The sequence below is a fragment of the Thiohalocapsa halophila genome, assembly GCF_016583825.1.
In the GTDB taxonomy this organism is placed as follows: domain Bacteria; phylum Pseudomonadota; class Gammaproteobacteria; order Chromatiales; family Chromatiaceae; genus Thiohalocapsa; species Thiohalocapsa halophila.
This window is the reverse complement of the sequence record NZ_NRRV01000023.1, coordinates 49058-74846: the sequence shown is the minus strand read 5'-3', so window position 1 is coordinate 74846 and position 25789 is coordinate 49058. Positions and strand designations below refer to the sequence as shown.

General features: G+C 67.3%; 31 protein-coding genes, 1 other RNA gene and 1 pseudogene. 25 read left to right on the top strand and 8 right to left on the bottom strand.

The window, feature by feature from the left end; genetic code table 11:
* Positions 1 to 195: 195 nt before the first annotated feature.
* From ffs to CKO31_RS27645, 14 genes are all read left to right on the top strand, one after another.
* Positions 196 to 292: signal recognition particle sRNA small type (gene ffs, locus CKO31_RS11330), an RNA gene on the top strand.
* Between the two features lie 137 nt (positions 293 to 429).
* A complete protein-coding gene (dnaX, locus tag CKO31_RS11325) occupies positions 430 to 2193 on the top strand; it encodes a DNA polymerase III subunit gamma/tau (protein WP_200237237.1) in 1764 nt (587 codons plus the stop codon).
* A gap of 324 nt (positions 2194 to 2517) precedes the next feature.
* Positions 2518 to 2841, top strand: a complete 324-nt coding sequence (locus tag CKO31_RS11320) for a YbaB/EbfC family nucleoid-associated protein (protein ID WP_207147994.1) — start codon at positions 2518 to 2520, stop codon at positions 2839 to 2841.
* A 115-nt stretch (positions 2842 to 2956) separates the two neighbouring features.
* A complete protein-coding gene (gene recR / locus CKO31_RS11315; RefSeq protein WP_200237233.1) occupies positions 2957 to 3553 on the top strand; it encodes a recombination mediator RecR in 597 nt (198 codons plus the stop codon).
* Between the two features lie 151 nt (positions 3554 to 3704).
* A complete protein-coding gene (locus CKO31_RS11310; protein ID WP_200237230.1) occupies positions 3705 to 4052 on the top strand; it encodes a histidine triad nucleotide-binding protein in 348 nt (115 codons plus the stop codon).
* A 262-nt stretch (positions 4053 to 4314) separates the two neighbouring features.
* Complete coding sequence (gene minC / locus CKO31_RS11305; protein ID WP_322789126.1) at positions 4315 to 5058, top strand: septum site-determining protein MinC; 744 nt, start codon at positions 4315 to 4317, stop codon at positions 5056 to 5058.
* A 79-nt stretch (positions 5059 to 5137) separates the two neighbouring features.
* Positions 5138 to 5947: a septum site-determining protein MinD gene (gene minD, locus CKO31_RS11300; protein WP_200237225.1), complete on the top strand. Its 810-nt coding sequence runs from the start codon at positions 5138 to 5140 to the stop codon at positions 5945 to 5947.
* Between the two features lie 3 nt (positions 5948 to 5950).
* Positions 5951 to 6217, top strand: coding sequence for a cell division topological specificity factor MinE (gene minE / locus CKO31_RS11295; protein ID WP_200237217.1), 267 nt, complete (start codon positions 5951 to 5953; stop codon positions 6215 to 6217).
* Between the two features lie 1591 nt (positions 6218 to 7808).
* Complete coding sequence (locus tag CKO31_RS11290) at positions 7809 to 8060, top strand: UPF0175 family protein (RefSeq protein ID WP_200237258.1); 252 nt, start codon at positions 7809 to 7811, stop codon at positions 8058 to 8060.
* Complete coding sequence (locus tag CKO31_RS27390; RefSeq protein ID WP_200237223.1) at positions 8053 to 8538, top strand: PIN domain-containing protein; 486 nt, start codon at positions 8053 to 8055, stop codon at positions 8536 to 8538. The genes CKO31_RS11290 and CKO31_RS27390 overlap by 8 nt, the downstream gene beginning before the upstream one ends.
* 82 nt (positions 8539 to 8620) lie before the next feature.
* The gene (locus CKO31_RS11280; protein ID WP_200237220.1) at positions 8621 to 8788 is read left to right on the top strand and encodes a hypothetical protein; all 168 of its coding nucleotides are present in this window, start codon (positions 8621 to 8623) and stop codon (positions 8786 to 8788) included.
* A 3-nt stretch (positions 8789 to 8791) separates the two neighbouring features.
* Positions 8792 to 9058: a cell division topological specificity factor MinE gene (gene minE / locus CKO31_RS11275; RefSeq protein WP_200237217.1), complete on the top strand. Its 267-nt coding sequence runs from the start codon at positions 8792 to 8794 to the stop codon at positions 9056 to 9058.
* Positions 9059 to 9187: 129 nt separating this feature from the next.
* The gene (locus CKO31_RS11270; protein WP_200237214.1) at positions 9188 to 9382 is read left to right on the top strand and encodes a hypothetical protein; all 195 of its coding nucleotides are present in this window, start codon (positions 9188 to 9190) and stop codon (positions 9380 to 9382) included.
* The gene (locus CKO31_RS27645) at positions 9370 to 9681 is read left to right on the top strand and encodes a type II toxin-antitoxin system PemK/MazF family toxin (RefSeq protein ID WP_369075127.1); all 312 of its coding nucleotides are present in this window, start codon (positions 9370 to 9372) and stop codon (positions 9679 to 9681) included. The genes CKO31_RS11270 and CKO31_RS27645 overlap by 13 nt, the downstream gene beginning before the upstream one ends.
* A 1079-nt stretch (positions 9682 to 10760) precedes the next feature.
* On the opposite strand, the pseudogene CKO31_RS11260 reads toward CKO31_RS27645, so the two are convergent.
* A pseudogene (locus tag CKO31_RS11260) lies at positions 10761 to 10991 on the bottom strand (IS256 family transposase); the annotation flags it as partial.
* Positions 10992 to 11439: 448 nt separating this feature from the next.
* Between CKO31_RS11260 and CKO31_RS11255 the strand changes: the two are divergent.
* From CKO31_RS11255 to CKO31_RS11245, 3 genes are all read left to right on the top strand, one after another.
* Positions 11440 to 11709, top strand: coding sequence for a BrnT family toxin (locus CKO31_RS11255; protein ID WP_200237208.1), 270 nt, complete (start codon positions 11440 to 11442; stop codon positions 11707 to 11709).
* Positions 11684 to 11938, top strand: coding sequence for a hypothetical protein (locus CKO31_RS11250; protein ID WP_200237205.1), 255 nt, complete (start codon positions 11684 to 11686; stop codon positions 11936 to 11938). Before CKO31_RS11255 ends, CKO31_RS11250 begins: the two co-directional genes overlap by 26 nt.
* Positions 11939 to 12522: 584 nt before the next feature.
* Complete coding sequence (locus tag CKO31_RS11245; protein ID WP_200237202.1) at positions 12523 to 12705, top strand: hypothetical protein; 183 nt, start codon at positions 12523 to 12525, stop codon at positions 12703 to 12705.
* 57 nt (positions 12706 to 12762) lie between these two features.
* Here CKO31_RS11245 and dapE read toward each other — a convergent pair whose 3' ends face one another.
* The 4 genes from dapE to dapC form a co-directional block, all read right to left on the bottom strand.
* Complete coding sequence (gene dapE / locus CKO31_RS11240; protein WP_200237200.1) at positions 12763 to 13902, bottom strand: succinyl-diaminopimelate desuccinylase; 1140 nt, start codon at positions 13900 to 13902, stop codon at positions 12763 to 12765.
* Positions 13899 to 14243 (bottom strand): ArsC family reductase, encoded by a 345-nt coding sequence (locus CKO31_RS11235; RefSeq protein ID WP_200237197.1) that lies wholly within the window; start codon positions 14241 to 14243, stop codon positions 13899 to 13901. Before CKO31_RS11235 ends, dapE begins: the two co-directional genes overlap by 4 nt.
* A gap of 99 nt (positions 14244 to 14342) precedes the next feature.
* Positions 14343 to 15164 carry a 2,3,4,5-tetrahydropyridine-2,6-dicarboxylate N-succinyltransferase gene (gene dapD / locus CKO31_RS11230; RefSeq protein WP_200237194.1) on the bottom strand — a complete coding sequence of 274 codons (822 nt, stop codon included), beginning with the start codon at positions 15162 to 15164 and terminating at the stop codon, positions 14343 to 14345.
* Positions 15165 to 15244: 80 nt separating this feature from the next.
* Entirely contained in the window at positions 15245 to 16441 is a 1197-nt protein-coding gene (gene dapC / locus CKO31_RS11225) for a succinyldiaminopimelate transaminase (RefSeq protein ID WP_200237192.1), read from the bottom strand.
* A 233-nt stretch (positions 16442 to 16674) separates the two neighbouring features.
* Here dapC and CKO31_RS11220 point away from each other — a divergent pair, with 233 nt between their 5' ends.
* The 3 genes from CKO31_RS11220 to CKO31_RS11210 all read left to right on the top strand — a co-directional run bounded on the left by CKO31_RS11220 (position 16675) and on the right by CKO31_RS11210 (position 19444).
* On the top strand, positions 16675 to 17058 hold the full coding sequence (locus CKO31_RS11220; protein WP_200237190.1) for a VOC family protein: 384 nt from the start codon (positions 16675 to 16677) through the stop codon (positions 17056 to 17058).
* 238 nt (positions 17059 to 17296) lie between these two features.
* Positions 17297 to 18454 carry a hypothetical protein gene (locus CKO31_RS11215; RefSeq protein WP_200237187.1) on the top strand — a complete coding sequence of 386 codons (1158 nt, stop codon included), beginning with the start codon at positions 17297 to 17299 and terminating at the stop codon, positions 18452 to 18454.
* A gap of 195 nt (positions 18455 to 18649) precedes the next feature.
* Complete coding sequence (locus tag CKO31_RS11210; protein ID WP_200237184.1) at positions 18650 to 19444, top strand: hypothetical protein; 795 nt, start codon at positions 18650 to 18652, stop codon at positions 19442 to 19444.
* A 599-nt stretch (positions 19445 to 20043) separates the two neighbouring features.
* On the opposite strand, the gene CKO31_RS27220 is transcribed toward CKO31_RS11210, so the two are convergent.
* The gene (locus CKO31_RS27220) at positions 20044 to 20175 is read right to left on the bottom strand and encodes a hypothetical protein (RefSeq protein WP_274607736.1); all 132 of its coding nucleotides are present in this window, start codon (positions 20173 to 20175) and stop codon (positions 20044 to 20046) included.
* A gap of 149 nt (positions 20176 to 20324) precedes the next feature.
* Here CKO31_RS27220 and CKO31_RS11205 point away from each other — a divergent pair, with 149 nt between their 5' ends.
* The 4 genes from CKO31_RS11205 to CKO31_RS11190 all read left to right on the top strand — a co-directional run bounded on the left by CKO31_RS11205 (position 20325) and on the right by CKO31_RS11190 (position 23912).
* The gene (locus CKO31_RS11205; RefSeq protein ID WP_200237181.1) at positions 20325 to 21269 is read left to right on the top strand and encodes a PDC sensor domain-containing protein; all 945 of its coding nucleotides are present in this window, start codon (positions 20325 to 20327) and stop codon (positions 21267 to 21269) included.
* A 149-nt stretch (positions 21270 to 21418) separates the two neighbouring features.
* Positions 21419 to 22027: an ankyrin repeat domain-containing protein gene (locus CKO31_RS11200; protein WP_200237178.1), complete on the top strand. Its 609-nt coding sequence runs from the start codon at positions 21419 to 21421 to the stop codon at positions 22025 to 22027.
* A 629-nt stretch (positions 22028 to 22656) separates the two neighbouring features.
* Positions 22657 to 23427, top strand: coding sequence for a DUF2189 domain-containing protein (locus tag CKO31_RS11195; protein WP_200237175.1), 771 nt, complete (start codon positions 22657 to 22659; stop codon positions 23425 to 23427).
* Between the two features lie 95 nt (positions 23428 to 23522).
* Positions 23523 to 23912 carry a nuclear transport factor 2 family protein gene (locus tag CKO31_RS11190; protein WP_200237172.1) on the top strand — a complete coding sequence of 130 codons (390 nt, stop codon included), beginning with the start codon at positions 23523 to 23525 and terminating at the stop codon, positions 23910 to 23912.
* A 59-nt stretch (positions 23913 to 23971) separates the two neighbouring features.
* Here the strand turns inward: CKO31_RS11190 and CKO31_RS11185 are convergent, their stop codons facing one another.
* Both CKO31_RS11185 and CKO31_RS11180 read right to left on the bottom strand, forming a co-directional pair.
* Positions 23972 to 24541, bottom strand: coding sequence for a hypothetical protein (locus CKO31_RS11185; RefSeq protein WP_200237169.1), 570 nt, complete (start codon positions 24539 to 24541; stop codon positions 23972 to 23974).
* A complete protein-coding gene (locus CKO31_RS11180) occupies positions 24538 to 24930 on the bottom strand; it encodes a glutaredoxin family protein (RefSeq protein WP_200237166.1) in 393 nt (130 codons plus the stop codon). Before CKO31_RS11180 ends, CKO31_RS11185 begins: the two co-directional genes overlap by 4 nt.
* A 280-nt stretch (positions 24931 to 25210) precedes the next feature.
* Here CKO31_RS11180 and CKO31_RS11175 point away from each other — a divergent pair, with 280 nt between their 5' ends.
* Positions 25211 to 25669, top strand: a complete 459-nt coding sequence (locus CKO31_RS11175) for a c-type cytochrome (protein ID WP_200237163.1) — start codon at positions 25211 to 25213, stop codon at positions 25667 to 25669.
* Positions 25670 to 25789: the final 120 nt, after the last annotated feature.

Here is a 25789-nt window from a genome sequence, read left to right as displayed (position 1 = left end):
GCGTGCGGACGCCAAAGGTGTCAAATCCAAGGGTGTCAAACCTGGCCGGCTTGTCGGCGCGGGGCCGACCGGTAGGGCCCCGCTATCGCCACTGGCGCCGAGCTGTCGAACGTGCTTGTCGAGCCAGGGTGGGTTTGCTATTGTGACGGATTCGGCGTGGTGCAAGGCCTGCGCCAACCGAGCAATGGTGGGCGCCGCCGGTCCCCCCGCAACGCCAAACCGTGAATCCGGTCAGGCCCGGAAGGGAGCAGCCGCAGCGGTGGCAGCGTGTGCCGGGGTGCGGCTGGCGGGGCTCGCCGCCCCTTTCGCGACCACCTTAAGCTCATCCACAGCTGCTCGCCACCGGGCTGAGAGTCCGCCGCCGCTGGGTTACACTGCGGCTATGTTGCAGACCCCTATTGCGCCCGAGCTCGCGCACCGGCCCGATCCATGACCTACCAGGTGCTCGCCCGCAAATGGCGCCCGCGCGCCTTCGCCGATCTGGTCGGGCAGGGCCATGTGGTACAGGCCCTCACCAACGGCCTCACGCGCGGGCAGCTGCATCACGCCTACCTCTTCACGGGCACCCGCGGCGTCGGTAAGACGACGCTGGCGCGCATCCTCGCAAAGACCTTGAACTGCGAGCAGGGCGTGGGGCCGACGCCCTGCGGTATTTGCTCCGCCTGTGAGGAGATCGACGGTGGCCGCTTCGTAGACTTGATCGAAGTGGACGCCGCCTCGCGCACCAAGGTGGACCAGACCCGAGACCTCCTGGACAACGTGCCCTTTGCACCGGTGCGCGGGCGCTACAAGGTCTACCTCATCGACGAGGTGCACATGTTCTCTGCCAGCAGCTTCAATGCGCTGCTGAAAACCCTGGAAGAGCCGCCGGAGCACGTCAAGTTCGTGCTCGCCACCACGGACCCGCAGAAGCTGCCGCCGACGGTGCTCTCGCGCTGCCTGCAGTTCCACCTGAAGCGCCTGTTGCCGGAGCAGATCCAAGGCCGCTTCCGACAGGTGCTGGCCGCCGAGGAGGTCGACTTCGACGAGCCCTCTCTGGCCTTGCTGGCCCGCGCCGCCGACGGCAGCATGCGCGACGGCCTGAGCTTGTTGGACCAGGCCATCGCCTTCGGCGGCGGCGGGCTCCAAGCGGACGACGTGCGCCGCATGCTGGGCACCCACACCGGCGACTTGGTGCCCACTCTGGTGGCGGCTTTGGCGAGCGGCAACGGCAAGGGTCTGCTGGCGGAGGTGGACCGGCTCGCCGAGCTGACGCCGGACTTCGCCGCCGTACTGACGGAGCTGATCACCCTGCTGCACCGCATCGCGCTGGCGCAGCAGATACCGGCGACGGTGGCCGATGACGACCCCGACGCCGAGATGCTGCGTCGGCTCGCGGCCGAGGTGCCCGCTGAGGACGTGCAGCTCTTCTACCAAGTCTTGCTCACGGGCCAGCGCGATCTGCCTTTGGCGCCGGACCCGCGCACCGGCTTCGAGATGGTGCTGCTGCGGGCCCTGGCCTTTCGGCCCGCGGCTGCCGACGGCGGCGCCGGTGGTGCCGGCCCCGCGACCCGTGGCGACGCGGGCGCAGCGCCCCCACACACCTCGTCGAAAGCCGGCTCGACTGTCGCGCCCAACAGCGCCGCGGGCGCTGCCGGGCCCGCCGATGGCTCAGGCCGGGCCGCGGGCCACGCCGATGTACCGCGCAGCTCGGCTGCTGCCCCACCGGCGCGGATCAAAGCGCAGGGCGAGGTCGGCGCCGCGCCGCTGCCGGCGCTCGACAACGCTGAGGACTGGCACCGCCTGGTGGAATCCCTGCCGGTGGCGGGGCTTGCTCGTCAGCTGGCGGCACACTGCGCGTTGGAGGCCTGGGATGGAAAGACGCTGCGCTTGAGCTTGGCATCCTCCCTCGCCAACCTGCGTGTCGCCGGCGCCGAGCAGCGCTTGGGCGCGGCCCTGGCCGCGACGCTGGGCTGCGAGGTGGCGCTGCGCATCGAGGTGAGTCAGCCCGGCGGCGGCGATGAGGCTGCGGCGCCAGCCCGCCAAAGCTGTACGCAACAGCTGGCCGAGACCCCCGCCGGCCGTGAGGCCCGCAGTGCCGCCGAGCAGGTCGCCGCGGCGGAGGCCGCCATGGATGCCGATGCCGTCGCCGGGGAACTGAAGCGCCGCTTCGATGCCGATTGGGTGCCGGGCAGTATCCGCCCCAGCGACTGACGCCAAGCGCTGAGCCCCAACACTGGGTCCCAATACTGGGTCCCAATACTGGGTCCCAATACTGGGTCCCAATACTGGGTCCCAACACTGGGTCCCAACACTGGGTCCCAACACTGGGTCCCAACACTGGGTCCCAACACTGGGTCCAAGCACTGGCGCCCGGCGACCGAGTCCTGAGGCTGCGCGCCAGGGCACCCGTACCCGGCGGCCGCGCTTGCGCGGTGCCGACTGGACGCAGGCAGGGTTTGGGCGGATAAGATGCAGTGACAACCGGGCACCGGTGCGGCCGGCGCCCTCCACGACGAACGACCGAGAGGTGTTGTGATGAAAGGCGCGTTGGGCGACATGATGAAGCAGGCGCAGAAGATGCAGACCGAGCTCAAGGAGGCGCAGGAGCGGCTCGCCAAGGAAGAGGTCACCGGTGAAGCGGGCGGCGGGATGGTGCAGGTCACCATGACTTGCCGGCACGAGATCAAGCGGGTGCAGATCGACCCGAGTCTCATGGGCGACGACAAGGAGATGCTGGAGGATCTTATCGCCGCAGCCGCCAATGACGCGGTGCGCCGTGTCGGCGAGCGCACCAAGGAGCAGATGTCGGACATCACCAGCGGCCTGCCGTTGCCGCCCGGGATGAAGCTGCCTTTCTGAGCCTGAGCCTGAGCGTGAGCGTGAGCGTGACCCCCGGCACCGGTCTCCGACCTTAACGCCGGCTCCGCCGGTTGAGGTGTATCGACAGACAAGCGCCGAGCGGCGGTGAGCACAGATGTCCGATTCGAGTCTGCTGCAGCAACTGGTGGACGCCCTGCGCTGTCTGCCCGGCGTCGGCCCCAAGTCCGCGCAGCGGATGGTCTTCTACCTGCTCGAGCATGATCGCGACGCCGGCCGGCACCTGGCAGGCGTGCTCGGCGAGGCGATGGCGCGCATCGGCCACTGCCGCGAATGCAGAACCCTGACCGAGCGCGAGGTCTGCACGCTCTGCGCGAGCCCGGCGCGGGACCCTGCGCTGCTGTGCATCGTCGAGCAGCCGTCGGACATCGCCGCCATCGAGCAGGCCACAGACTACCGGGGGCGGTACTTCGTGCTCGGCGGGCGTCTGTCACCGCTGGACGGCATGGGCCCGGAGGAGCTCGGCCTGGAGCTGCTCGGTGAGCGCCTGCACAGCGGCTTGGTGCGCGAGGCCATCCTGGCCATCAGCCCGACCGTAGAGGGCAGCGCCACGGCGCATTACATCCACGACCTCGCCGCCGGCAGCGACGTGCGCATCACCCGTATCGCCCACGGGGTGCCCCTGGGCGGAGAGCTGGAGCTCGTCGACGGCGGGACCCTGGCGCACGCCTTTGCCGGCCGCACCGGGTTTTGAGGCGGCCGCCCAAATCACTCGGGTTGCCGCGCGCCGATGGCGCCTGCCGCATCGGCGTCCTGCTGCGCGATCTCGGCCGTCCACTCGGCGGTTGCACTGAACGGCAACCGCGACCAACATGCGCCCACCCCGATGGAGGAGTGTATTCGCCATGTCCGACGACACCATCTTCGGCAAGATCGCCCGCGGCGAGATCCCCGCGGACATCGTCTACGAGGACGAGCACGCGGTCGCCTTCCGCGACCTGAATCCGCAGGCGCCGACCCATGTACTGGTGATCCCGCGCCGGCCCATCGCGACACTGAACGACGCCGGTCCCGACGACGCCGAGCTCATTGGTCGGCTCTTCCTGGCCGCCGCCAAGGTCGCTGCGCAGGAGGGCTTCGCCGACGACGGCTATCGCACCGTTATCAACTGCAATGCTGATGGCGGCCAAACCGTGTACCATCTCCATGTTCATTTGCTGGGCGGGCGGCCGCTGCAGTGGCCGCCGGGCTGATGCCGGCCCGGCGGCGGCCCCGGGGCGGGCGGCCCAGAGGCCGCGTGCTCGGCGCAGGTGGAAGACCGACATCGCCCCGACCTGTCGCCGCTGTGCACCCGCGACGGCTTCCAGGTTTCTGCGTCAGGGGTTAGCATGCTGCGGTTGGCGCCCGGGCCCTGCCCGGCGCTCGTGTTAAGGAGTCCCAAGGAGCAAGAAACCCCCGCCGATGGCCGTGCAAACCTCCCCCGACAGCGCTTCCCGCAGCGGCCCAGACACCCCAGTGTCCCCCGCGTTCGAGCTCAAGGCTTCCAGTTTCACATTGCCCGTGATCCGGCTTTTGGCGCTGGATATGGACGCTGTGGAAGCGCAGTTGGCGCCCAAGGTGGAGCAGGCGCCGGGCTTCTTTCAGAACACGCCGGTGGTGATCGATCTCGGCGCGCTGCCCCGGGACAGTGGGATCGTTGCCTTCCCGCAATTGGTGGGCATGCTGCGCGGACTCGGTATGATCCCCGTGGGCGTGCGCGGCGGCAGTGCTCAGCAAAACGAGGCCGCCCGCGCCATGGAGCTGGCCATTCTGGGGGAGAGCACCCGCGCCGCCCGCGCGGCGGAGTCGACGGCGGACCGGGCCGAGCCGGCGCAGGCGGCGTCCGCGTCCTCCGAGGGGCACCCGGAGCCGCCGGCGGCCCATGGCAGCCTGGGCTCGCTGCTGGTGGACCGGCCCGTGCGCTCCGGACAGCGTCTCTATGCCGCGGGCGGCGACCTGACGGTGGTCGGGCCCGTGAGCTCGGGTGCCGAGCTGATGGCGGACGGCAATATCCATGTTTACGGGCCGCTGCGCGGACGCGTGATCGCCGGGCTTCAGGGCGATCTCGGCGCGCGCATCTTCTGCCGCGACCTACAGGCGGAGCTGGTCTCCGTCGCCGGCCACTACCGGGTCAGTGAGAACATCCCGGCGGATCTAAAGGGCCGCAGCGTGCAAGTGTTCCTGGATCACGAAGTGCTGCGCATCGAGCCCATCGGCTGATACGGCCATCGGCGGGCAGTGATGGTGCTTTGAATCAATCTGAATAATCGGCTTCCAATCAGCGCTTTGGAGAACCTCTTTGGCCAGAATCATCGTCATCACCTCGGGAAAGGGCGGGGTCGGTAAGACCACGACGGCCGCCGCCATGGCCATGGGCCTGGCGCAGCGGGGACATCGCACCGCCGTCATCGACTTCGACGTCGGTTTGCGGAACCTGGACCTCATCATGGGCTGCGAGCGACGTGTCGTTTACGATTTCGTCAACGTCATCAATGGCGAGGCGAACCTGAACCAAGCCTTGATTCGCGATAAGCGCTGCGACAGCCTCTATGTCTTGCCCGCTTCCCAGACCCGCGACAAGGAGGCCCTCACCCAGGAGGGCGTCGGCAAGGTGCTCGAGGAGCTCGGCAAGGGGCACGACTACATCGTCTGCGACTCGCCGGCGGGCATCGAGCACGGCGCCAACATGGCCATGTACTTCGCCGATGACGCGGTGGTGGTGACCAACCCCGAGGTCTCGTCGGTACGGGATTCCGACCGTATGCTCGGTATCCTCGCCAGCAAGTCGCGCCGCGCCGAGCAGGATGACGAGCCCATCAAGGAGCACCTGCTCCTGACGCGCTACTCCGCAGACCGGGTGGAGCGTGGGGAAATGCTGAGCGTCGACGATGTCCAAGAGATTCTGTCGCTCAACCTGCTCGGCGTGATTCCGGAATCGCAGGCGGTATTGAACGCCTCAAACGCCGGTATTCCCGTGGTGCTCGACAACGAGTCCAACGCCGGCCGCGCCTACAACGACATGGTTGCGCGCTACCTCGGCGAGGACCTGCCGATGCGGTTCCTTGACACGGAGCGAAAGGGCATTTTCAGCCGACTTTTCCGGGGGTGAGCCGTGGGTCTACTCGACGTTTTTCGGTCCAACCGCAACAAAGGCTCGGCGTCCGTCGCCAAGGAGCGGTTGCAAATCCTGGTGGCGCATGACCGCGCCTACCGCAACCGCCCGTCCTACCTGCCCAAGCTCCAGCAGGAGATCCTCGAGGTTATCCGCAAGTACGTCGAGGTCGATTTGGACGCCGTCTCGGTGAACTACGAGCAGGACGACGACCAAGAATTCCTGGAGCTCAACATCGTGCTGCCGGACGCCGCCGGGCGCGGCTAGCTCAACCGTCCTTCGCCGGCGTCCCGCCGGCCCACCGGGACGGCCGGCGTCCCCCGGCAGCCCGCAGCCCCACCGTCGCGTCCGACGACAGCGAGCCTGCGCCAGCAAGTCCGGCCAATTCCCCGGTCATGAACCGCTTCCACCACCCGCTCGACCTTTGCGGCCAGACCGACTTCGCTGGTGATTCGAAGCGCCCCCGCCCTCCCGGCTTGCGGCATGACAGACGGATGCCGCATCAGGTTGTGCTGGCCTCAGCGCATCAAACGGGGCAGAACAGCGCCATGCGAACGACCCTCGACATCGATGATCGTGGCCTTCGGCCGGCGTGTTTCCGCGAAGACGGTCAGGGCAGCGCGCGCGGAGCACTCGGGGCTTGTCGATGCACACCCCGGCCCGGTCCGACTTACCCTCTGCCACCGATTTCGCGAGCACTGCTCCGGTGGCAGTGGCAGTGGCAGAGGCAGGAATCCTGCCCCGAAGCAGACGCTCGCGGCGCGTGCGCTGGGAGGAGCAGAGGGCCAGGTCCGGACATCAAGGCCGCCTTGCTTGTTGGCTCCGTGTGAAGTCTCCCTGATACGCCGGGACGTCGGATCGCCTTGCGTAGGTGCGAGCCGGATGCCTACGCCAGTACCCGAGAATCTCTGGACAGTACATAGGTTTCTCGGGCAGCCTTGGCTACTCGTGCGGCCCAGCCGAAACGGCGGGTCGTCCAATCCTAGCAAGCGCACACCTACCGCAGATTAAAAATTGTGATGACAACGGCTTGGATAAAGGATCCCCACTTTGGCGGAGTGAAAATCCCTAAAAGAATACAAGAAAGCGTTAAGACTCGTATAACAAGCTATGCCGAAGCGCACTACGCCGGAAAATATACACGAATTGAAGTACGCTTTAGGGGGCACTTCTGCTATATCGACGCATATATCGAACCATTCGTGCCGCACGAATATGACCCACTGAAATGTGGTGAAATGAAAGAAGAATTTATCGAAAGGCTCAGGAATACTCCGTTACACCTCTGCAGATTAAGATACAAGGGCGACGAAGAACAATGGAGCATGGCTTTCTACACGTACAGTCACAACGCGTACGAGCCGAGTGTCTTTGATCACGGTGGCTTTTTCGGAACACCGGAAGAAGCGTTTCAGACGTCGGCCGTATACTTGGACGAATGATCTGCTATTAAGCGCTCGCGGAGCAACGTCGAGTCGGCGCACCTGGTGCAAAAGAAGATTGGCGGGATCTTGCCGATGGCTGCGGAGATCGACATCGTCGTCGCGTACATCTGTAAGGCATGTTTACCCCTGGTCCGCAGATGGCTCCTAAGCAGACATGCACCGTCGGTCGCCGACCGGCCGCTGTCGGCCAGTTGCGGACATGGGCCGCCGATTGCTCAGTGAGCGTTGAACGCCGTTAGCCGAAATGTCGACCACGACGAGCTTCAGACATTACGATGCGAAACCCGACATCGAGAACAAACTATTGCGGGTCCGAGGAGATTGAGTAAATTGTTCCCGGAACTGCCCTGCCACAGAACTGTTCTAGACCAAGCGGATGGTCGGTAACCTGAGCAGCTAAAGAGGTGAACGCCATGACCCAGGTGTGTCTGGATCTGCCGGAATCGTTGCCCGCGTTGTTGTACTGCCGCCCTGGTGAGTTGAACAAGGAGCTGCTGCTGGCTGCCGCGGCCCATTGGTATCAACAGGGGCGCATCTCCCAGGAGTGTGCTGCGGAGATCGCCGGGCTTGACCGCACCGACTTCTTGCTTGCCCTGGCGCGCATGGGCAAGGATTCGTTTGTGGTGGATTTCGACGACTTGGACGACGAGCTGGCGCGTGGTTGAGCGGGCGATCATCAATGCCTCGCCCCTGATCTTCTTCTCCCGCAGTGGGCATCTGGACTTGCTGCAAGCCTTCGCCAACGATGTCTGGGTCCCGGAACCGGTGGCCAAGGAGATTCTCCAGCGCGGACCGCAGGACATCACCGCCAAGGCCATAGAGTACACGGCCTGGCTGGACATCCGACCGGCACCGCCGCCCCCGCAGCACGTGCTGGAGTGGCGCCTCGGTCGTGGCGAATCCAGCGTGCTCGCCTTGGCCGCCACCCAGCCCGGTACGGAGGTGATCATCGATGATTTGGCCGGGCGCAAGTGCGCCGCGAGCCTGAACATTCCGCTGCGTGGCACCTTGGGGATCGTGCTGCTGGCCAAGCGTCGCGGGCTGATTCCTCAAGCCAGGCCCGTCATCGAGTCGATGATGAGGGCCGGGCTGTATTTGTCCAGACGCGTGCTGGATAACGCGCTACGGCGAGTTGCGGAATAGCGTGATTACCCCATCGTGACAACAAGGATGAAAGCGGCTGTCAGCCCGACCGCGGCAATTCCAAAAGCTGACGCGTTGTTTCGTGGTACGTCCCCCGTGCCTCCCCGGTATTCCCGTGGTGCTCGACAACGAGTCCAACGCCGGCCGGGCCTACAACGACATGGTTGCGCGCTACCTCGGCGAGGACCTGCCGATGCGGTTCCTTGACACGGAGCGAAAGGGCATTTTCAGCCGACTTTTCCGGGGGTGAGCCGTGGGTCTACTCGACGTTTTTCGGTCCAACCGCAACAAAGGCTCGGCGTCCGTCGCCAAGGAGCGGTTGCAAATCCTGGTGGCGCATGACCGCGCCTACCGCAACCGCCCGTCTTACCTGCCCAAGCTCCAGCAGGAGATCCTCGAGGTTATCCGCAAGTACGTCGAGGTCGATTTGGACGCCGTCTCGGTGAACTACGAGCAGGACGACGACCAAGAATTCCTGGAGCTCAACATCGTGCTGCCGGACGCCGCCGGGCGCGGCTAGCTCAACCGTCCTTCGCCGGCGTCCCGCCGGCCCACCGGGACGGCCGGCGTCCCCCGGCAGCCCGCAGCCCCCACCGTCGCGTCCGACGACAGCGAGCCTGCGCCAGCAAGTCCGGCCAATTCCCCGGTCATGAACCGCTTCCACCACCCGCTCGACCTTGTACGCTCGATGGCGGGTGCGCGGGGCATACCGGTTCAGCATCTGGTCGGGGAGGCGCTCTGGAGCATGGTCTCACCCGAGCCTTTCGCCAGCGACGCCGAAACGCTGGCGGAGATGGAAGCCATGGAATCCGACGTCCAGAAGGATCTTTCTTGGGAAGGGTAAGACGCGGCGATGGCGTCTTGGCGACTGCGGCCAGGGATTACGGTAAGCCGCGGCCCTGGCTCATTATGCAAGCCGACCATTACAACGACTCGGAACGGCCTGGCTCGGTGCTGGTGTGTCCGTTCACGACCCATCATGAGACGGTGCCCTACCGCATTCCTCTGGATCTTCCCGTGGGCGACTCTCACCGTCGGTCGTGGGTGATGGTGGACAAGCTGACTGCTATCAAGCGCGAGCGTCTTGGTGCGAAGATCGCGGGCAAGCCCGGTCCCCACGGTAAGGCATCGAGAGATTTGTGAGACTCCGGTGCACTGCTTGCCATCGGCCAGCCGAGCGACTCGCAACCGACATGCAACGAGCGACAGCTGCAGCCACTCATCGTCTCTAATTCTTCCCCCGTCCAAAGTCTGCCGGTAGGGGTTAGCCTGCGAACGCCAGCATGGGGTCAGTAAGCGGACTTCCAGCGATCGGGAGGCGGACGGCAGGTACCGGCCAGAAGCGCACGAGATCTGTTTGAGCGCGCTTGTCCAGATGCGGTATCCTGCGTTGGCAGTTCGGGGCGTTGCGTCACTCAGCGCGGCACGCCAAAACTGTGGCGAGGTCCCATAGCGTTGTTTGCCACCATAGCAGTCTCGGGTACTCCGATGACCCTGGGCCTCTGGCACGCGCGGTGCGAGAAACATACGAGGTAGAGTTTTTTGTCTGAACTACAGAAACGCGGATTGCTTCTCATCGTACTACTAACAGTGTTTTCTGACGTACATGCCTGGGGCTTCCATGGTCGCACGATAATCAATAGCGTTGTCGTTGACTACGCGGGAGATAGCGCTGACCTTGCGACGGCATTCAGACAAGAGGATCTTTGTGGAGTCGATGAGGATATGGCGGTTGCTTCCGGGCCTAATGTCGGGAGCACTGAGTATGTACTGCTGTCTGGTGGAGATGGGGTTCTAGACGAAACAGAATTCTGGACAGGGGAGGACTCCGTTTACTTTTCCATACCGGCAGATACTCCTTACGGCAACTTCAGGGTCGAACTTGGCAAAGGCCGGTACCGGTTAGCCAGCCGCTGGTTCGGGGGTTCAGTAACCTTCGCATACTATCCGCTCGCGAACGGCAGTAATGGCGTCGACCAGTACGCTCGGGATAGGGCACAGTTTGCAATGGATGCTGCGAATGCCGCTCAAGCATGCTGCGAGGCGAATGAGGAGCGGATAAACCGAATGTTTGCGCGCTGAGCGTGTGCTGTGGTCCGGGACCTGCCAGACGCCGCTGTGAAACGCTCCGATCTAGGAATGGCGCCTCCGAGATACTCTGATCGGTTCATCGTCCCCGGCAGCCGTTCCGGGAGTTATTGTCAAATCTGGTGGATAGCCGCTCAAGCGGCAACCCTGTCTGACTGATCGACGACTTGCTCTCCGTTGCGGAACTGGACGTTGTTGACGACCTGTTCGAGTTTGCTGAATCCCTTAATGCGCGTCCAGCCCTTCTGCGCGCTTTGCAGCAGCTTGTAGACCATCGCCAGCACGGTCCCGCGCGAGCCGCAGTTGCGCGAACGCTCGGTGCGCAGGCGCACCGTGGAGAAGGCAGACTCGATCGGGTTGGCGGTGGGGGCGCTGATGAGCTATCCCGCGCTGCTAAGAGAAGCGGTCGGGGATAACTGCGAGGCGCTGTTCTAGGTCGCAGATCGCTCGTGGCCGACGCCACGGGGCCTGAAGCGATGATCCTGGGGGACGACATCGGCGCTCGCCATGCCAGGTGTGCACCTGTCAGCGGGCGAACGGCGCCGCAGGGCTCTACGCCCGGTGTCGGCCAAAAGCTGTCATTGACGCATCCAGTCCAGCACAGCAAGATTCGGCCAGAGGGCGGAAGCAACGGCACCTGTGCTGCGCTCGCCGGTACGCCCCCACCTTCGACGCCCCAGGCGATGTCCATCGGTCAGCGGGCGTCTCGTACGTCTGGATGACATCCCCCACACGCGCGTTATCCCGAAACCAGATAATCACTTGTTGGGCGGGTAGACATCCACCGCACGCTCAGGAGAGCACTGGAATACTGTGAAGTTCGCCTGGAACGCAAAGAAAGCTGAGGCCAATTTTCGCAAGCATGGCGTAGCCTTCGACGAGGCTGCCACCGTGTTCGGTGACCCCTTGGCTGGCACGTTCGCCGATCAGGATCATTCTGACGGCGAACAGCGATTTATCACAGTAGGACGCTCGTCCTCGGGTCGGCTCTTGGTGGTGGCACACACCGAACACGACGCCGAGTTTCGAATTATCAGCGCACGACAGGCAACTGCACATGAGCGACAGCGTTACGAACTCTGACGACATCGAAGACGATTTGCGCCCCGAGTACGATTTTGATTTTTCCAAGGCCGTTCGCGGCAAGCACTACGACGCGTATCACCGCAGCACCAACGTCGTGGTTCTCGACCCTGATGTTGCCGCTGCTTTTCAGAACTCTGAGGCAGTAAACGCTGCACTCAGATCAATGCTGCAGTTCGCAGAACGCACCGCGCAGCTCACCACGGAAACACCCAATGACTCCGGCTAGCGGATGCACTTGTCCAACGCGTGCACAAGCCCAAGCGCATGCTGCCGAGCCGCCGCTGACGCGTGAGGGTCGGCAGCGTGCGCCGGGCTGTGCTTGACGGTTATGTCGGCTTTGGGGTCGTGAACGGACATTCGCGCAGTGGCCCCAAAGCGTCCGCTGTCGGACGTGGAGCGGACCCTTGCAGCTTGGCAGTGCGATCGGGGATTCTGCTCTTGTAGGAGCGCGACGTCTGTCGGTCGCGGGGGTCTGCTGATGGCGCTCGCATGGGCCGTCCTTGCTGCGCGGGTCAAGCAGCACTCCGGTTCCTTATCGCGAATCTCGTGGACGGTGTTGTGAATGAGGCCGCGGGCGACGGGGTGGTTGCCGGCCGCTTGCGGTTGGTCAGGTCCCCATTGCTGTGATCTTTTTCTCCTTTGAGCTCTGTTCCTGCAGGACTGCGGGCAGGCAGCGCAACGGCAGCCGGCGCCCAACAGCCGGGACTGGCGCGAGGCGCAAGGTGTCGGTGCGAAAGCTCGCCGAGCGACGATTGGCCCCGCCGCGCCGCTGGCCTATGCTGGCATCATCCCAACGCCGCACCCCCCACCATGCAAGTGCACCAGATCATCCCGCCCGAGACGCTGCCGCGGCTGACGCCGGACGAGCCGCGGGTGGATCTGTTGCGGCGGACCGAGGCGGGTTGGGAGGAGCTGCGCGTCGCCGGTGCGGACGCGACTCCGGCCCTCGATGCCGTCGGGCTGGCGCCGCCGATGGCGCGGTTGTACGCCTGAAGGCCGCGCGTCGTGCTGGCCGCGCACCTACGGCGGCGGTGCCTGGCGCGGCGGGACTCAGGTCAGCAGGCGCCGCAGCATCTCCGCGTAGATGGCCGCGAGCTGGTCCAGCTCCTTGACCGCCACGCATTCGTTGATCTTGTGGATGGTGGCGTTCACCGGGCCGACCTCCAGCACCTGGGCGCCGGTGGGTGCGATGAAGCGCCCGTCGGAGGTGCCGCCCGTGGTGGTGGGCTGGGTCCGCAGGCCGGTGACGGCCGCGATGGCGTCGCGGCCGGCGTCCAGCAGCTCGCCGGTGGGCGTGAGGAAGGGTAGCCCGGAGAGGTGCCAGTCGAGCTCGTAGTCGAGCCCGTGGGCGTCCAGGATGGCATGGACCCGCTGCTGGATGGCCTCTGGGGTCTGCTCCGTGGAGAAGCGCAGGTTGAACACCGCCGTCAGCGCGTCCGGGATGACGTTGTCGGCGCCGGTGCCCGCGTCGACATTGGAGAGCTGGAGGCTGGTCGGCGGGAAGTGCTCGTTGCCCTCGTCCCACTGCTCGGCGGCCAAGGCCGCCAGGGCGGGCGCCGCGCGGTGGATGGGATTGTCCGCGAGCTGGGGATAGGCCACGTGGCCCTGCTTGCCCTGGATACGCAGCTTGCCCGTCACGCTGCCGCGGCGGCCGTGCTTGACGATGTCGCCCAGGCGCTCTTTGCTCGACGGCTCGCCGACCAGGGCGTAGTCGATCTTCTCGCCGCGTGCCTCGAGCGCCTCGACGACCTTGCGGGTGCCGTCGATGGACGGGCCTTCCTCGTCGCTGGTGATCAAAAAGGCGATGGAGCCCGCGTGCTCGGGATGCACGGCGAGGAAGCCCTCGGTGGCCGTGATCATGGCGGCGAGCGCCCCCTTCATGTCGCAGGCGCCGCGGCCGTAGAGGATGCCGTCGCGAACCGTCGGCGCGAATGGATCGGTGTCCCAGCGCTCCAGCGGGCCGGGCGGGACCACGTCGGTGTGGCCGGCGAAGCAGAACACAGGGCCCTCCTCGCCGCGCCTGGCCCAGAAGTTGTCCACCTCCCCGAAGCGCATGGGCTCGACGTTGAAGCCGAGCCGCGCCAGGCGCTCCATCATCAGCGGCTGGCAGCCCCCGTCGTCGGGCGTGACAGACGGGCGGCCGATGAGCTCGCAGGCGAGCTGAACGGTGGCTGAGGGCTGTTTGCTCATGATGCGAAGATGGCTTGGTATTGGTCCTCGGTGAAGCCGACGTGGCGGGCGTTGCCGGTGTCCAGCACCGGCCGGCGGATGATGGTGGGCGTCTCCAGCATCACCCGGACGGCGCCGGCCTCGTCCAAGTGCTCGCGCACCGCGGGCTCCAGCTTGCGCCACATCTGACCGCGCTTGTTGATCAACTGCTCCCAGCCGAGCTCCGCGACCCAGCCGCGCAGCGTCGCTTCATCCAGCCCGGCCTGCTTGTAGTCGTGGAAGGCGTAGTCGATGCCGCGCTCGTCGAGCCAGGCGCGGGCCTTTTTGATGGTGCCGCAGTTGGGGATGCCGTAGAGGGTCATAGGTGCGAAGTGCGTAGTACGGGTTAGTGCGCAGTGCGAAGTAGTGCGAAGTGCGCGGTGCGTAGTGCGGACCCGCACCGCGCACTACGCACTCATCCCCTAGATGTCCCGCAACAGCTCGTTGATCCCCACCTTCCCGCGGGTCTTTTCATCCACCTGCTTGATGATCACGGCGCAGTAGAGGCTGTGGGTGCCGTCCTTCGCCGGCAGGCTGCCGGGGACGACCACGGCGCCGGGCGGGATCTGGCCGTAGATGACCTCGCCGGTCTCGCGGTTGTAGATCTTGGTGCTCTGGCCGATGTAAACGCCCATGGAGATGACCGCACCCTGGCCGACGATGACGCCCTCGACGATCTCCGAGCGGGCGCCGATGAAGCAGTCGTCCTCGATGATGGTGGGCGCCGCCTGCACCGGCTCCAGCACGCCGCCGATGCCCACGCCGCCGGAGAGGTGCACGTTCTTGCCGATCTGAGCGCAGGAGCCGACGGTGGCCCAGGTGTCTACCATGGTGCCGGAGTCCACGTAGGCGCCGATGTTCACGTAGCTCGGCATCAGCACGCAGCTGGGGGCGATGTAGGCGCCCCGGCGGGCGGTGGCGGGCGGCACCACGCGCACGCCGCCGTTGCGGAGCTCCCGCGAGTTGGTGTCCGCATACTTGGACGGGACCTTGTCGTAGTAATTGGTGAAGCCGCCCTTGATGAACTGGTTGTCCTCGATGCGGAAAGACAGCAGCACCGCCTTCTTGACCCAGTCATTGACCACCCAGCTGCCGTTGGTCTTCTCGGCCACCCGCAGCTCGCCGCGGTCGAGCCGATCAATGGTGTCGAGCACGGCGTCCCGTACCAGGGTCTCGACATTACGGGGGGTGATCTCGGCGCGGCGCTCGAAGGCCTTCTCGATGACGGCTTGAGTGTCGGACATGTAAGGATTCCTCGGTGATGCGGTGTCGATTCGCGTCGGGCCCCGGCGGCGGCCATAGCGCGCAGCGCGGGGGCCGGGGTTCAGAGCTTGCGGCAGAAGTCGGCGATGCGCTCGGCGGCCTCGACGCACTCGGCGAGCGAGGCCACCAGCGCCATGCGCACCCGACCCCGGCCCGGATCGCCGTCGGCCGTCGCGCGGGACAAGAAGCTCCCCGGCAGGACGGTGACATGCTGCTCGGCGTAGAGGCGGCGGGCGAGCTCGGTGTCGTCCAGCGGCGTTTGCGGCCACAGGTAGAAGCCGCCCGCCGGGCGTTGGACGTCCAGCACGTCCTGGAGCACCGCCAGCACGGCGTCGAACTTCTCGCGGTACAGGCGGCGATTGTCCACCACGTGCTGCTCGTCCCGCCAGGCGGCGGCGCTGGCATGCTGCTGCGGCAGCGCCATGGCGCAGCCGTGATAGGTCCGGTAGGCCAGAAACCGCCGCATGACGTCGGCGTCACCGGCGACGAAGCCCGAGCGCAGCCCCGGGGCATTGGAGCGCTTGGATAGGCTGTGGAACACCACGCAGCGGCGGAAGTCCGTGTTGCCCATGACCGCTGCTGCCTGCAGCAGCCCCACGGGCGGCGCCGCCTCGTCGGGGTAGAGCTCGCTGTAGCATTCGTCGGCGGCGATGATGAAGTCGTGGCGCTCGGCAAGCTCGATGAGCCGCGCGAGGGTCGAGTGCTCCAGCACCGCCCCGCTCGGGTTCCCCGGCGAGCAGAGGTAGAGCAGCTGGCAGCGCTCCCAGGTGGCGGTATCCACGGCCTCGAAATCCGGCTGATGGCCGGTGTCGGCGGTGCAGGCCAAGTATCGAGGTTGCGCCCCTGCCAACAGGGCCGCACCCTCGTAAATCTGGTAGAACGGATTCGGCAGCAGCACCAGGGCGTCGGCGTCGGCGTCCACCACGGCCTGGGCGAAGGCGAACAGGGCCTCGCGCGTGCCGTTCACCGGCAGCACATGGCGCTGTGGGTCCAGGGCGTCCTGCGGTAGCCGAAAGCGGCGTGTCAGCCAGTCGGCGATGGCTTCGCGCAGCAGGGGCGTCCCCTGGGTGGCTGGATAGGTGGCCAGACCGTCCAGATTCGCCGCGAGGGTCTCGGCGATGAACGGCGGCGTTGGATGCTTGGGCTCGCCGATGGACAGCCGAATGGGCGCGAGCCCGCGCGGTGGCGTCGCATCCGCCAGCAGCGCGCCGAGCTTCTCGAAGGGGTAGGGTTGTAGACGGTCGAGTCGGGGATTCATGCTGGCGCTGAATGGGGGGTCGCCTTGGAGCGCCGGCGGCGCTCGAAGCCGAACGCTCGGGTGGGGCATCGCAAGCACGCCCAGGGGGACGCGATGATCGGCCATGAGCCTGATGCAACAGCCGGCGGCGGCTGCCGGCTGCGCAAGCCGCCGAGCCAGGACCGCAGCGGACGCGCAAACTCGCAGTATAGGCGATGGGCTCATCGTCGCGAAACCGTCAGGAGGCCAAGCCCATGGCACTGGTAACCGGTATGCACCACGTGAGCTTGTTGGTGGCGGACACCGAGCGCGCGCTCGGCTTCTACCGCGACCTGCTCGGTCTGCCCGTGTCGCCCGAGCGCCCGGACATGGCCTTCCGCGGTGCTTGGCTCGACATTGGCCCGCAGCAGATCCACTTGCTGGAGCTTCCCAACCCCGACCCGACCCATGGCCGGCCGGCGCACGGTGGGCGCGATCGCCATGTGGCGCTTCGCATCAGCGACCTGGATGCCGTCATCGCCCGCCTGGATGCCGCTGGCATCGCCTACAGCGTGAGCCGCTCCGGGCGCCGCGCGCTCTTCTGTCGGGACCCGGACGCCAATGCCGTGGAGCTCATCGAGGAGCCTGCCGGCGCTTGAGCATCTAGCCGGCGGGTAGCGTCGGTGCTGTTGGCCCGGCGGCCGGGGACGCGGCGCCGAGCGGCGAGCGTTGTTGGTGTCGAAGTCGGGTAAGGGCCGACGAATCGCCGGTGCGCCCCGGTTGTAAGCGTCTGTACCAACGGGCCTCATGCTAAAATCCGGGGTTTTCAAGGAACCTGGGCGATGCCGCATTCGCCGCCGTCCCCGCTTCCCTGCTCATCCGGCTGGAGCTTCGCCTTTGACCCCCATGCGCCCATTGATCTTGCTGCTGCTCGCACTCGCCGTTGCCGGCTGCGCCAGCCTCGGCAGCTCCGTGCCCGGTGAAGAGAAGGTCTACATCGGCGACATCTCCAACCTGCCGCAGGTGAAGCTGCCAGGGGCGACCATGCAAGACGCGCGCTCTGTCGCCATGGCGGCGGCGCGCACCAAGGGCTGGGATATCATCGCCGCCGACGCCAACCGCCTCACGCTGGAGCGCCCGCTCCCGCCGGGCTCACCCCAGGCGCAGGCGCTGGGCAGCGTCCTCGCGCCGCCGCGCATCCAGGTGCAGACGGACATCGTGGAGCGTGGTGATGGCACCATCGTTGCATTGCAGGCCTTCGTGCTCACGAACCCCGGCACGCCGGAAGAAAAACGCATCAATTACACCTCGGACTACGAGAGCCAACTCCTGATCTCGCTCAGCTCATTGACATCGGCTTGGCTGGCTGCGCGGGACAAGCTGCGCTCCGAGGTGCCTGTGCTCGCCGCGACCGAGACCGATGCCGATGCCGACACGACCGCGGGCACTGATCTCGGCGACGTAGCGGCCACCGTGGGCGCGGGTGGGGGCGATGCGGCCGCAGCCGAGGTCGCACGGGCCGAGGACGATCCCGCAAGCCAAGCCAGCCAAGCGGCGCCAGAGCCTGCGCAGCGCGCGGCGTCGCCGACCCGCCAGCAGCCGGTCCCCCAGCAGACGACGGTCCCCCAGCAGCCGAGCGCGCGGCAGACGGCGGCCTCCGCCCCCGCAGCGCCGCCGGCGGCTGCCGGCAGTGCGCTGGTCGCCCCCACCATCGACGATCCGGGCAGCCCGAGCACCGCTGCCGAGGCTGCCGCCCCGAGCGCTCAGCCCCCGGCTGCCGCGGCCAATCCAGGCGCGGGGCCGGCGGCTGTGACCCCCGCCTCCGGCAGTGGCGGGTCCCGCAACGATATGCTGGTGCTCAATCAGGGCTCGCGCAAAGGGCTTTGGGCCTATTACGCGGAGGACTTCGCGCGGCTGCGCGGCTGCGCCCTCGGCGACCGAGGGGCCGTGCTGCTGCAGGAGACCGACGGCTTCGAGGTGCACGAAGTGCAGTGCGTTGGCAGCAGCAACCAGCTCGTGAAGTGCCGTGGAGGCGTCTGCGAGCCCTTGCGCTGAGGCATGCCCGCCTCGGAGCGCACCAGCCCGGCGCACGACGTGGGCGGACGTGCCGACCAGCCCCGGCTGCGCGCAGGGTGCGTTCGCCGTCTGCGCCCACGCACCCGTGCCAGACTTGCGTCGCCTGAACGCCCGCGGGCTTCTCAGTGTGAATACCCTCGGGCCCGGTCGCTCGCGGCGCTCCTGTCCATCCTGTTGGCACTGATCGCCGTCGCGGCGCAAGCCGAGACCGCCGCGCCGCCCAGTGTGCTGCTCGCCGGCGCCAATGTGCCCCGGGCCAAGGCCTTGGCCTTGGACGCGGCCCTGATCAAGGGCTGGCGGGTCGCCGTCAGCGAGCGGGAGCGCGTCGTCTTCGAGACCCGGCTGGAGACCCCGGCCAGCGCCGGGCCGCCCGGCGTGGTGCTGGGCAAGGTGGCGCCCCCGGCGCAGACCCTGCTGCGCATCCGGGCCGATTTCACGGCGACGGGCGACGGCGTGCGCACGGCATTGCGTGCTACCGAGACCTGGTATGCCGGGACCCGGCAGCAGTGGTCTACGGACGTCACCAGCCCTTACCGCGATAACCTGTTGAATGCGCTACGCTCCCTGCGCGAGCAATGGGCCGCCATCGCGCCGCAGGGTGCGGCGCGTGCAGCCGCGGCATCCGACGCCGGGGAGCGCCGGGCCAAGCCCCGAGCCTCCGCAACACCGGCCCGCGCGGAGCCTTCCGCCGCCCCCTCCGGCAGCATTGCTGCGCCCGCCCAGGCTGCTCGGCGTGTCCCGGAGTCACTGCGGCGCGAGCATTCGGCGCCCCCGCCCGAGGACTTGCCGGTGGGCGTCTGGGCCTATCATGCAGAGGAGCTCGCTGTCAGCCGCGGCTGCGAGCTCGACGAGCGCGGCGCCGTGCTGCTGCGCGAAGAGGACGGTGCCGAGGTACACCGCGTCGACTGCCGGGACGGCACCAGCATGCTGATTCGCTGCGATCGCGAGCGCTGTCGAGACAGCGGCTGATCGGCTTGGACGGCGGGTCTGTGGCGACGGCGCGTGCTGCGCACGACTGGGCCGAATCAGCCGCGGCTGCGGTGGCGAGCCGCACCACCGCCAGATAGGGGCCCACCACCTGCTGCACTTGATCCAGCGCCAGCGGCGGGCCGAAGGTGCAGTTGTAGTAGGGGGCGATACAGCGCAGATGCCGGATCTCGCCATAGGCGCCCGGGTCATCGTCCGGGGCGAGCCGCCAGATGGATTCCTGGAAAATGCCGTCGTGGCAATCCAGTGCCGGCCGCAAGAGGGGGATGCGTGTAATGGGGTCCCGCAGGACGCGGCTCGTGATGCGGGTGACCCGATAACGCCCGGGTCCAAGGGTGCGCCGGCGCTGCGCGACGGTGTTGACCTCCAGCTGGCAGTAGGGCTCGAACAGGCTCGCCTGGCGCACCACGCGCCCGCGCTGGAAGGTGGCGTGGGCGCTGCCGGCAGGGAAGGGCACCGGCTGCTCAACGCGAAGGCGCAGCCCGATATCGCCGCTGCCCGCCGGCGCCAGTGCACAGCCCGCCAGGCTTGCCAGCAGCAGCACGGACAGGGCGCAGACCAGGCGCTCGCCGGCTGCGGCCTCAGTCCTTGTGTGGGTCCGGGTCATCGGCGTTGGCGCTGCGGCTGGAGCGGCCCATCAGCAGCGCGCCGGCGATGCCGAGCGCCGCGAGCAGCAGCAGAGAGAGGGCGATCAGGCTTCCGACGAGGCTCATGGGGTGCTCCTGTGTTGGCGGATGCCAGCGTCCGGCGGCGGTTGGCCCCGGCAGCTGGCTTGCGGATGATCCCAGTGTAGAATCGGGCGCGCGGCCATGCGCGCCCGGCGCTGCGCCCGTTTCGTTGCTGTCCTACCCACCGCCGCCGCATGACCGACAATCTCAAGGCCAGTGTCGCCCGCCAGCGCCTCGCGCTGTTTAACATGCTCCTGGAGCCCATGGCCTATGTCGCCGGCCGCTGCGCCGCCGTCTGGGGTGAGCGCCAGGCGCTGGACGCTGTGTTACTGGACGCCCTGGGCACCGTGCCGCACAGCCGCTACCTCTACGCCCTCGACACCCGGGCCGTGCAGGTGAGCAGCAACGCGGCCGTGGAGGGCCTCATCGGGACGGACTTCGGCCGCGATCGCGCCGCGCGGCCCTATATGCACGAGCCCATGCCGGCGCACGGGCTGCTGCTGTCGGAGGCCTATATCAGCCTGCGGGCCAAGCGGCCGTCGCTGACCGCGCTGCGGCGCATCGAGCGCGATGGCGAGCAGCTCGGCCTGCTCGGCGCGGATTTCGACCTGCGCGACCTGCCCCTCACCCGCGAGGTCTACCGGGAGCCGAATCGCTGGCAGCAGCTCAGGGGCGATCCCGCCATCCGCGGGTCCCTGTTCGAGCAGCGCCGGGTGGAGAGCCTGATGGACCGGCACATCGACGAGGTGCTGCCGGTGCTCGAGGAGCTGGTCACCGAGAGCGGCGTGTTCCACTGCAAGATCCATTTCTCCAGCTCCCGGGCCACTATCTGGCTGGTGGATGATCCCTTCCGCTATCGGCTGCTGCACTTCGATGAGCTGGCGGACCCGGATGTCTGCCTCGCCTATCCGCACTGCGCCTACCCCGAGCAGGCCCTGGTCGCCGCCGAGCAGGTGCGCGCCATCCTGCAGGGCTTCCGGCGTCTGCGCTATGCCGACGACATCATCTACCTGCGCTCGGGATCCCTCAACGTCTTCAACGGTCTGGTGGCGTTGAACTTCTCCTGCGACGGCTCGCACTACCTGCCGCACACGGAGTTTCTGGATCCGGCGTCGACCTTTTGGCAGAACGTGAGCTGACGCTGGCGGCGGCCGAAGCGCGGCTTGCGCCGCTGTCGCCAAGCTGCTGATCTGCTTGGCATTGATTGCGGATTCGCATTGGCAGGCCGGCGTCGAGGGTGCACCATGTTTGCATTCTCATGCAATCGCATCCCATTGCCTTTTGAGCCATGTCGAAGATTCTGTGGCTATTGCCCGTACTGCTGATTCTGCCGGCGGTGCTGCTGGTGGGCGGTGACAACGACACCTCCCAAAGCCCACAAGCGGGCAAGCAAGCCCCGAGCCTGCTCGAGGTCGCCGAGCAGGGAGACGTCTCCGCGCTCGACGCCCTGCTGGAGCGCCGCGCCGATGCCAATGTCCGAGACAGCTGCGACTGGACACCGCTGATGAAGGCCGCCGTGAACGGCCACCTCCAGGTTGCCGAGCGCTTGCTCGCCGCCGGCGCTGCCGTGGACGCGGTCGATCAGGGCGGCTATACCGCACTGTTGCTGGCGGCGTCCAACAATCATGCGCAGCTGGTAGAGCTGCTGCTGGCGCACGGCGCCATGATCGACGCCCAGGAGCAGACCGAGGGCTACACACCGCTGATCTGGGCCGCCCACCGGGGCCACGCCGAGACGGTGCAGGTGCTGCTGGAGCACGGCGCCGATGCCACACTGCCGGACCTGGCCGGTCATGGCGCCCTGTGGCATGCCGCCACCCAGGGCCATGCGCAGGTCGAGGCGTTGCTGCAAGGCGAGACGGCCCCCGGCACGGCCGCCGCGACTGCCCTGCGTTAAGTTTGAAGTTTGAAGGGTGAAGTTTGAGGTTTGAGGTTTGCAGCGGCGGAGTCGATCGCCGGACGCTGACAGAGCACCGCGAGCAAGGGTGCTTCAAACTTCACACTTCGAACTTTCTTACCATCCCGCCATGGCCAGCCTGCGCGAAACCATGGCCCGCAACGGGTTCGAGTCGAACGACGACTACGAGTGCCGAGCCGGCGCTCACCCGCGTCATCGATGCCCCGCGGACCTACATCGGCACCGAGCAGATCGAGATCGGCGGCGGTTGAGCACCCACGGGCGAGGATGCCGACACCGGCCCCATTTTTGTTGAGTCCGCGAGGAGACGCCAGGTCCTGGGTACCATACCGCCCGGCGGCTCGTGCTCGGCCCTTGCCGCTGCGAGGCGCCCCAGGGCGCAGAGTGGCTTGTACTTCAGCGAAAGCGATCTAGGCTTGTGGATAAGCCCGACCAAACGGGTCGGGTTTTCACAACCCGGCGGGCGCCGCCGGCGTACCGTCATCCGGGTCCGCAGCCCGCTGGAAAGCGGGACCCTGCCCTTAGCCGTTCGACGATGGCGCAGGAGACGGCGCGCTCGGGATCGTGGCGCCGGGCGTTCGCCGAATGCAGAGCATCGGAGGAGGCCCATGGCAACCCTGACCCATCCGGACATGCGCTCCGGCGCGCCCGTGAACATCAGCCGCGTACCCGTGGAGCAGCCGCTGCAGTGGCTGCAGCGCGGCTGGGAGGACCTGCGCCACAACCCGGGGCCGAGCCTGGCCTACGGGCTGCTCGTGTCCTTGTTCGGCGCGCTCGTCTTGACCTTTTGGAGCCATCCCTTCCTGATTGCCGGCAGCATCTCCGGCTTTCTGCTCGTTGGGCCGCTCCTGACCACCGGGCTGGTGGAGCTCTCCCGTCGCCGCGAGCGCGGCGAACCGCTGAGCTTCGATGCATCACTATCCGCCCTCGGCCGCCACCGCGAGGCGTTGGTGCGCTTCTCCGTCGGGCTGCTGGTCATCGCTGCGGTCTGGTTCGCGGTGTCTACCGTCCTGCTGGCGACGGTGCTGGGTAGTGCCGCACCCTCACTGGGCGCGACCGTTTGGGGGAGCCTCCTCGATCAAGTGAGCCGCGGCCAGCTCCTGTCGTACTTTGCCGTTGGTGGCATCCTCGCGGCCATCGTCTTCGCTCGGTCGGTGGTGGCGGTGCCGATGATCGTGGATCGCGACACGAGTGCGGCCCAAGCAGTGCGCACCAGCCATCGGGTGACGCTCAAGGACCTGCCTGCGATGCTGATCTGGGCGTCCTTCATCGTGCTGCTGACGGTCCTCGGCTTCGCGAGCTTCCTGGTGGGGATGGTGGTGGTCTTCCCGCTGCTCGGCCATGCCACCTGGCACGCCTATCGGGACCTGGTGCAATGAGCACCGCCGCGGCCTCGGCAACTCGCCCGACGCACGCGGACACGCTTGCCGTAGAATCGGGCCCTGTCGTCACGACTGCGACCGGGAGTCCGCAGATGTCCGCCAGCGCCGCCCAGGCCGCCGACGCGCTCGATGTCGTCGAGCGCTATCTCGATGCGCTCGCGGCGCACGACCACGATGCGGTGGCTGCGCTGATCGCGCCGGCGGCCTTCCGCTACGAGAGCCCCATTGCGACCATCGACGACACCGCCGCCTTCCTCGAGTACATCATGATGACGGGCGGCATCCTGCGCGGTATCACGCGCCGGCAGGTGTTCGTGGACGGGGACCAGGTCTGTCACTGGCTGGTGCTGGACACCCAGGTCTCGGAGCGGGTCTCTACCCGGGCGGCGCAGTGGGCGACGGTGCGCGAGGGGCAAATCGTGCGGATCGAGCTGTTGTTCGACCCCTACCGCTGGCGGCTGCTGTTCGACGCCGGTGATTGAGCGCGCCGGTGCCGGCCGGTATTGGGCCGATGCTGGGCCGATGGTGGGCGGGGCGCGCGCTACGGGGCCGGCTCGCCGGCGCGGGCCGCGTCGCGCAGGCGCTGCTGATCGGGCGCGTCGGGGTCGATCTGCGCCTGCCGGGCCAGAAGCCGCGCGAGCTGGCGGCGCGCGCGGGCGATTTTCGCGCCATAGCGGGCCCGGATGGCACGGCGCCGATCGGCCTGGGTCGCCGGGTCTAACAGCGGCGGGGTGCGCCGCGCGGGCTGAGCTTCGGCCGTTGCGGCGGCGTCGCTGGGCGCGCCGCCACTGCCGCTGCGGGACGCGGCCGCCGTGGCTCGCGTCTCGGCCTCGGCAATGGCGCCTTCCAGCCCGGCGAGCGCCGCTTCCCGGTCCTTCTCAAGGTCGCTGATGCGTCCCTCGGCCCGAGAGACCTGACGGCGGAGGGCGATCGGGTCCAGGTGCTCGATGTCCTGACCCACCGCAATACCCGGCACCGGCTCGGGGCTGATCTGCGCCGCGGCCGACTCCAGACCGGCCGCGCCGCCGGCCGGCAGTATGACGCCGGCCAGGACGCTCAGCCACGCGCTTCGGGACGGGCGTCGAGCGCGTCGCAGCAGCGGGTCTTTCAACCGGCTTGCTCAGCGGGCGCAACCGCGCCGAAGCGGTGCTCGAGGTAGCGGATGATGTCGTTGGATTCGTACATCCACTCGGTCCCATCGGCCGAGTCGATGCGCAGGCAGGGGACCTGGATGCGCCCGCCCTGGCGCTCCAGGGTGCTGCGATGCGCCGGGTCGTTCTGGGCGTCGCGCAGCTCCAGCGGCAGGTTCAGGCGGTGCAGTGCGCGCCGGGTCTTGATGCAGAAAGGGCAGGCGAAGTACTGATAGAGCGCCAATCCGTCCAAGGCCTGCTCCACCTGTTGCTGTGCCTCGGGTGTGCGTTGGATTGGCGTCGGGCGGGTGATGCGGTCGACGAACGCGACGGTGCGTCCGAGCCCTTCACGGACGAGCTTGAGCAGCATAGTTGGGCCTCAGAGATGATTGTGATGGGGGTCGGCGGGAGCTAAGGTGGTGGCCCCGGCGGTGGCGGCCGCGGCTTGCCGCAAGGCGTCTGGCCAAGGCTTGGGCCGCCGCCGATCTTGACGCTCTACGATTGTAACCGCGCCGGCTATCGGCTCGACCGCGCAATTGCAGCGGAAAGCGCCTCGGCGCGGTGCGCGTCCCCTTGATGCCGCGCGGTGAGCGCGCACATTGCCGAGGACATCCACAACACCACACAACACAAAGCCACAGGAGTCAGCCATGCGCAAGATCGCACTCGCCGCCGCCTCGCTAGTCGCCGTCGCCCTTGCCGGCCCGGTCGCTGCCGAAGACGTGCCGATGGACAAGGTCGAGCAGGCAGTCAAATATCGTCAGGCCGTCATGAGCACCATGGGCGGCCTCGTCGGCACGGCCGTTGGACAGCTGCGTGATGGCTTTGAGTTCGGGCCGGGCCTGGATACCGTGGCAGCCAGCCTGGTCGCGACCACCGACGACATCCCGGCACTGTTCCCGGCGGGCACGGACTTCGGCGAGACCGATGCCACGGCCGAGGTGTGGTCGGACGCCGAGGGCTTCGCGGAGAAATCCAAAGAAGCCAAAGAGGCCGCCGCGAGCTTCCAGGAGGCCGTCGCCTCCGGCGACAAGGCCACCCTAATGGGTGCCTTCAAGGCCGTCGGGGACTCCTGCAAAGGCTGCCATGAGGCCTACCGCAAGCAGTAAGCCTGTCGTCCAGGCCGTGCGAGCGGTGCGGAGGACGGCCCGCTGGTGTCGCCGCCCCGGCCTGTGGGCCGGCATCGCGCTGTGGCTCGGCTTTGGCGCCGCGGCCATAGTGCAGGCGCA

Coding starts and splice junctions, on each gene's coding strand:
- CKO31_RS11220 (WP_200237190.1), top strand. CDS start 16,675: ATGGCACTGGTAACCGGTATGCACCACGTGAGCTTGTTGGTGGCGGAC.
- CKO31_RS11195 (WP_200237175.1), top strand. CDS start 22,657: ATGGCAACCCTGACCCATCCGGACATGCGCTCCGGCGCGCCCGTGAAC.
- CKO31_RS27220 (WP_274607736.1), bottom strand. CDS start 20,175: ATGAGCCTCGTCGGAAGCCTGATCGCCCTCTCTCTGCTGCTGCTCGCG.
- dapE (WP_200237200.1), bottom strand. CDS start 13,902: ATGAGCAAACAGCCCTCAGCCACCGTTCAGCTCGCCTGCGAGCTCATC.
- dnaX (WP_200237237.1), top strand. CDS start 430: ATGACCTACCAGGTGCTCGCCCGCAAATGGCGCCCGCGCGCCTTCGCC.
- CKO31_RS11175 (WP_200237163.1), top strand. CDS start 25,211: ATGCGCAAGATCGCACTCGCCGCCGCCTCGCTAGTCGCCGTCGCCCTT.
- CKO31_RS11320 (WP_207147994.1), top strand. CDS start 2,518: ATGAAAGGCGCGTTGGGCGACATGATGAAGCAGGCGCAGAAGATGCAG.
- recR (WP_200237233.1), top strand. CDS start 2,957: ATGTCCGATTCGAGTCTGCTGCAGCAACTGGTGGACGCCCTGCGCTGT.
- CKO31_RS11310 (WP_200237230.1), top strand. CDS start 3,705: ATGTCCGACGACACCATCTTCGGCAAGATCGCCCGCGGCGAGATCCCC.
- CKO31_RS11190 (WP_200237172.1), top strand. CDS start 23,523: ATGTCCGCCAGCGCCGCCCAGGCCGCCGACGCGCTCGATGTCGTCGAG.
- dapC (WP_200237192.1), bottom strand. CDS start 16,441: ATGAATCCCCGACTCGACCGTCTACAACCCTACCCCTTCGAGAAGCTC.
- CKO31_RS11205 (WP_200237181.1), top strand. CDS start 20,325: ATGACCGACAATCTCAAGGCCAGTGTCGCCCGCCAGCGCCTCGCGCTG.
- CKO31_RS11245 (WP_200237202.1), top strand. CDS start 12,523: ATGCAAGTGCACCAGATCATCCCGCCCGAGACGCTGCCGCGGCTGACG.
- CKO31_RS11200 (WP_200237178.1), top strand. CDS start 21,419: ATGTCGAAGATTCTGTGGCTATTGCCCGTACTGCTGATTCTGCCGGCG.
- CKO31_RS11235 (WP_200237197.1), bottom strand. CDS start 14,243: ATGACCCTCTACGGCATCCCCAACTGCGGCACCATCAAAAAGGCCCGC.
- CKO31_RS11250 (WP_200237205.1), top strand. CDS start 11,684: ATGAGCGACAGCGTTACGAACTCTGACGACATCGAAGACGATTTGCGC.
- CKO31_RS11270 (WP_200237214.1), top strand. CDS start 9,188: ATGAACCGCTTCCACCACCCGCTCGACCTTGTACGCTCGATGGCGGGT.
- CKO31_RS11180 (WP_200237166.1), bottom strand. CDS start 24,930: ATGCTGCTCAAGCTCGTCCGTGAAGGGCTCGGACGCACCGTCGCGTTC.
- CKO31_RS11290 (WP_200237258.1), top strand. CDS start 7,809: ATGACCCAGGTGTGTCTGGATCTGCCGGAATCGTTGCCCGCGTTGTTG.
- dapD (WP_200237194.1), bottom strand. CDS start 15,164: ATGTCCGACACTCAAGCCGTCATCGAGAAGGCCTTCGAGCGCCGCGCC.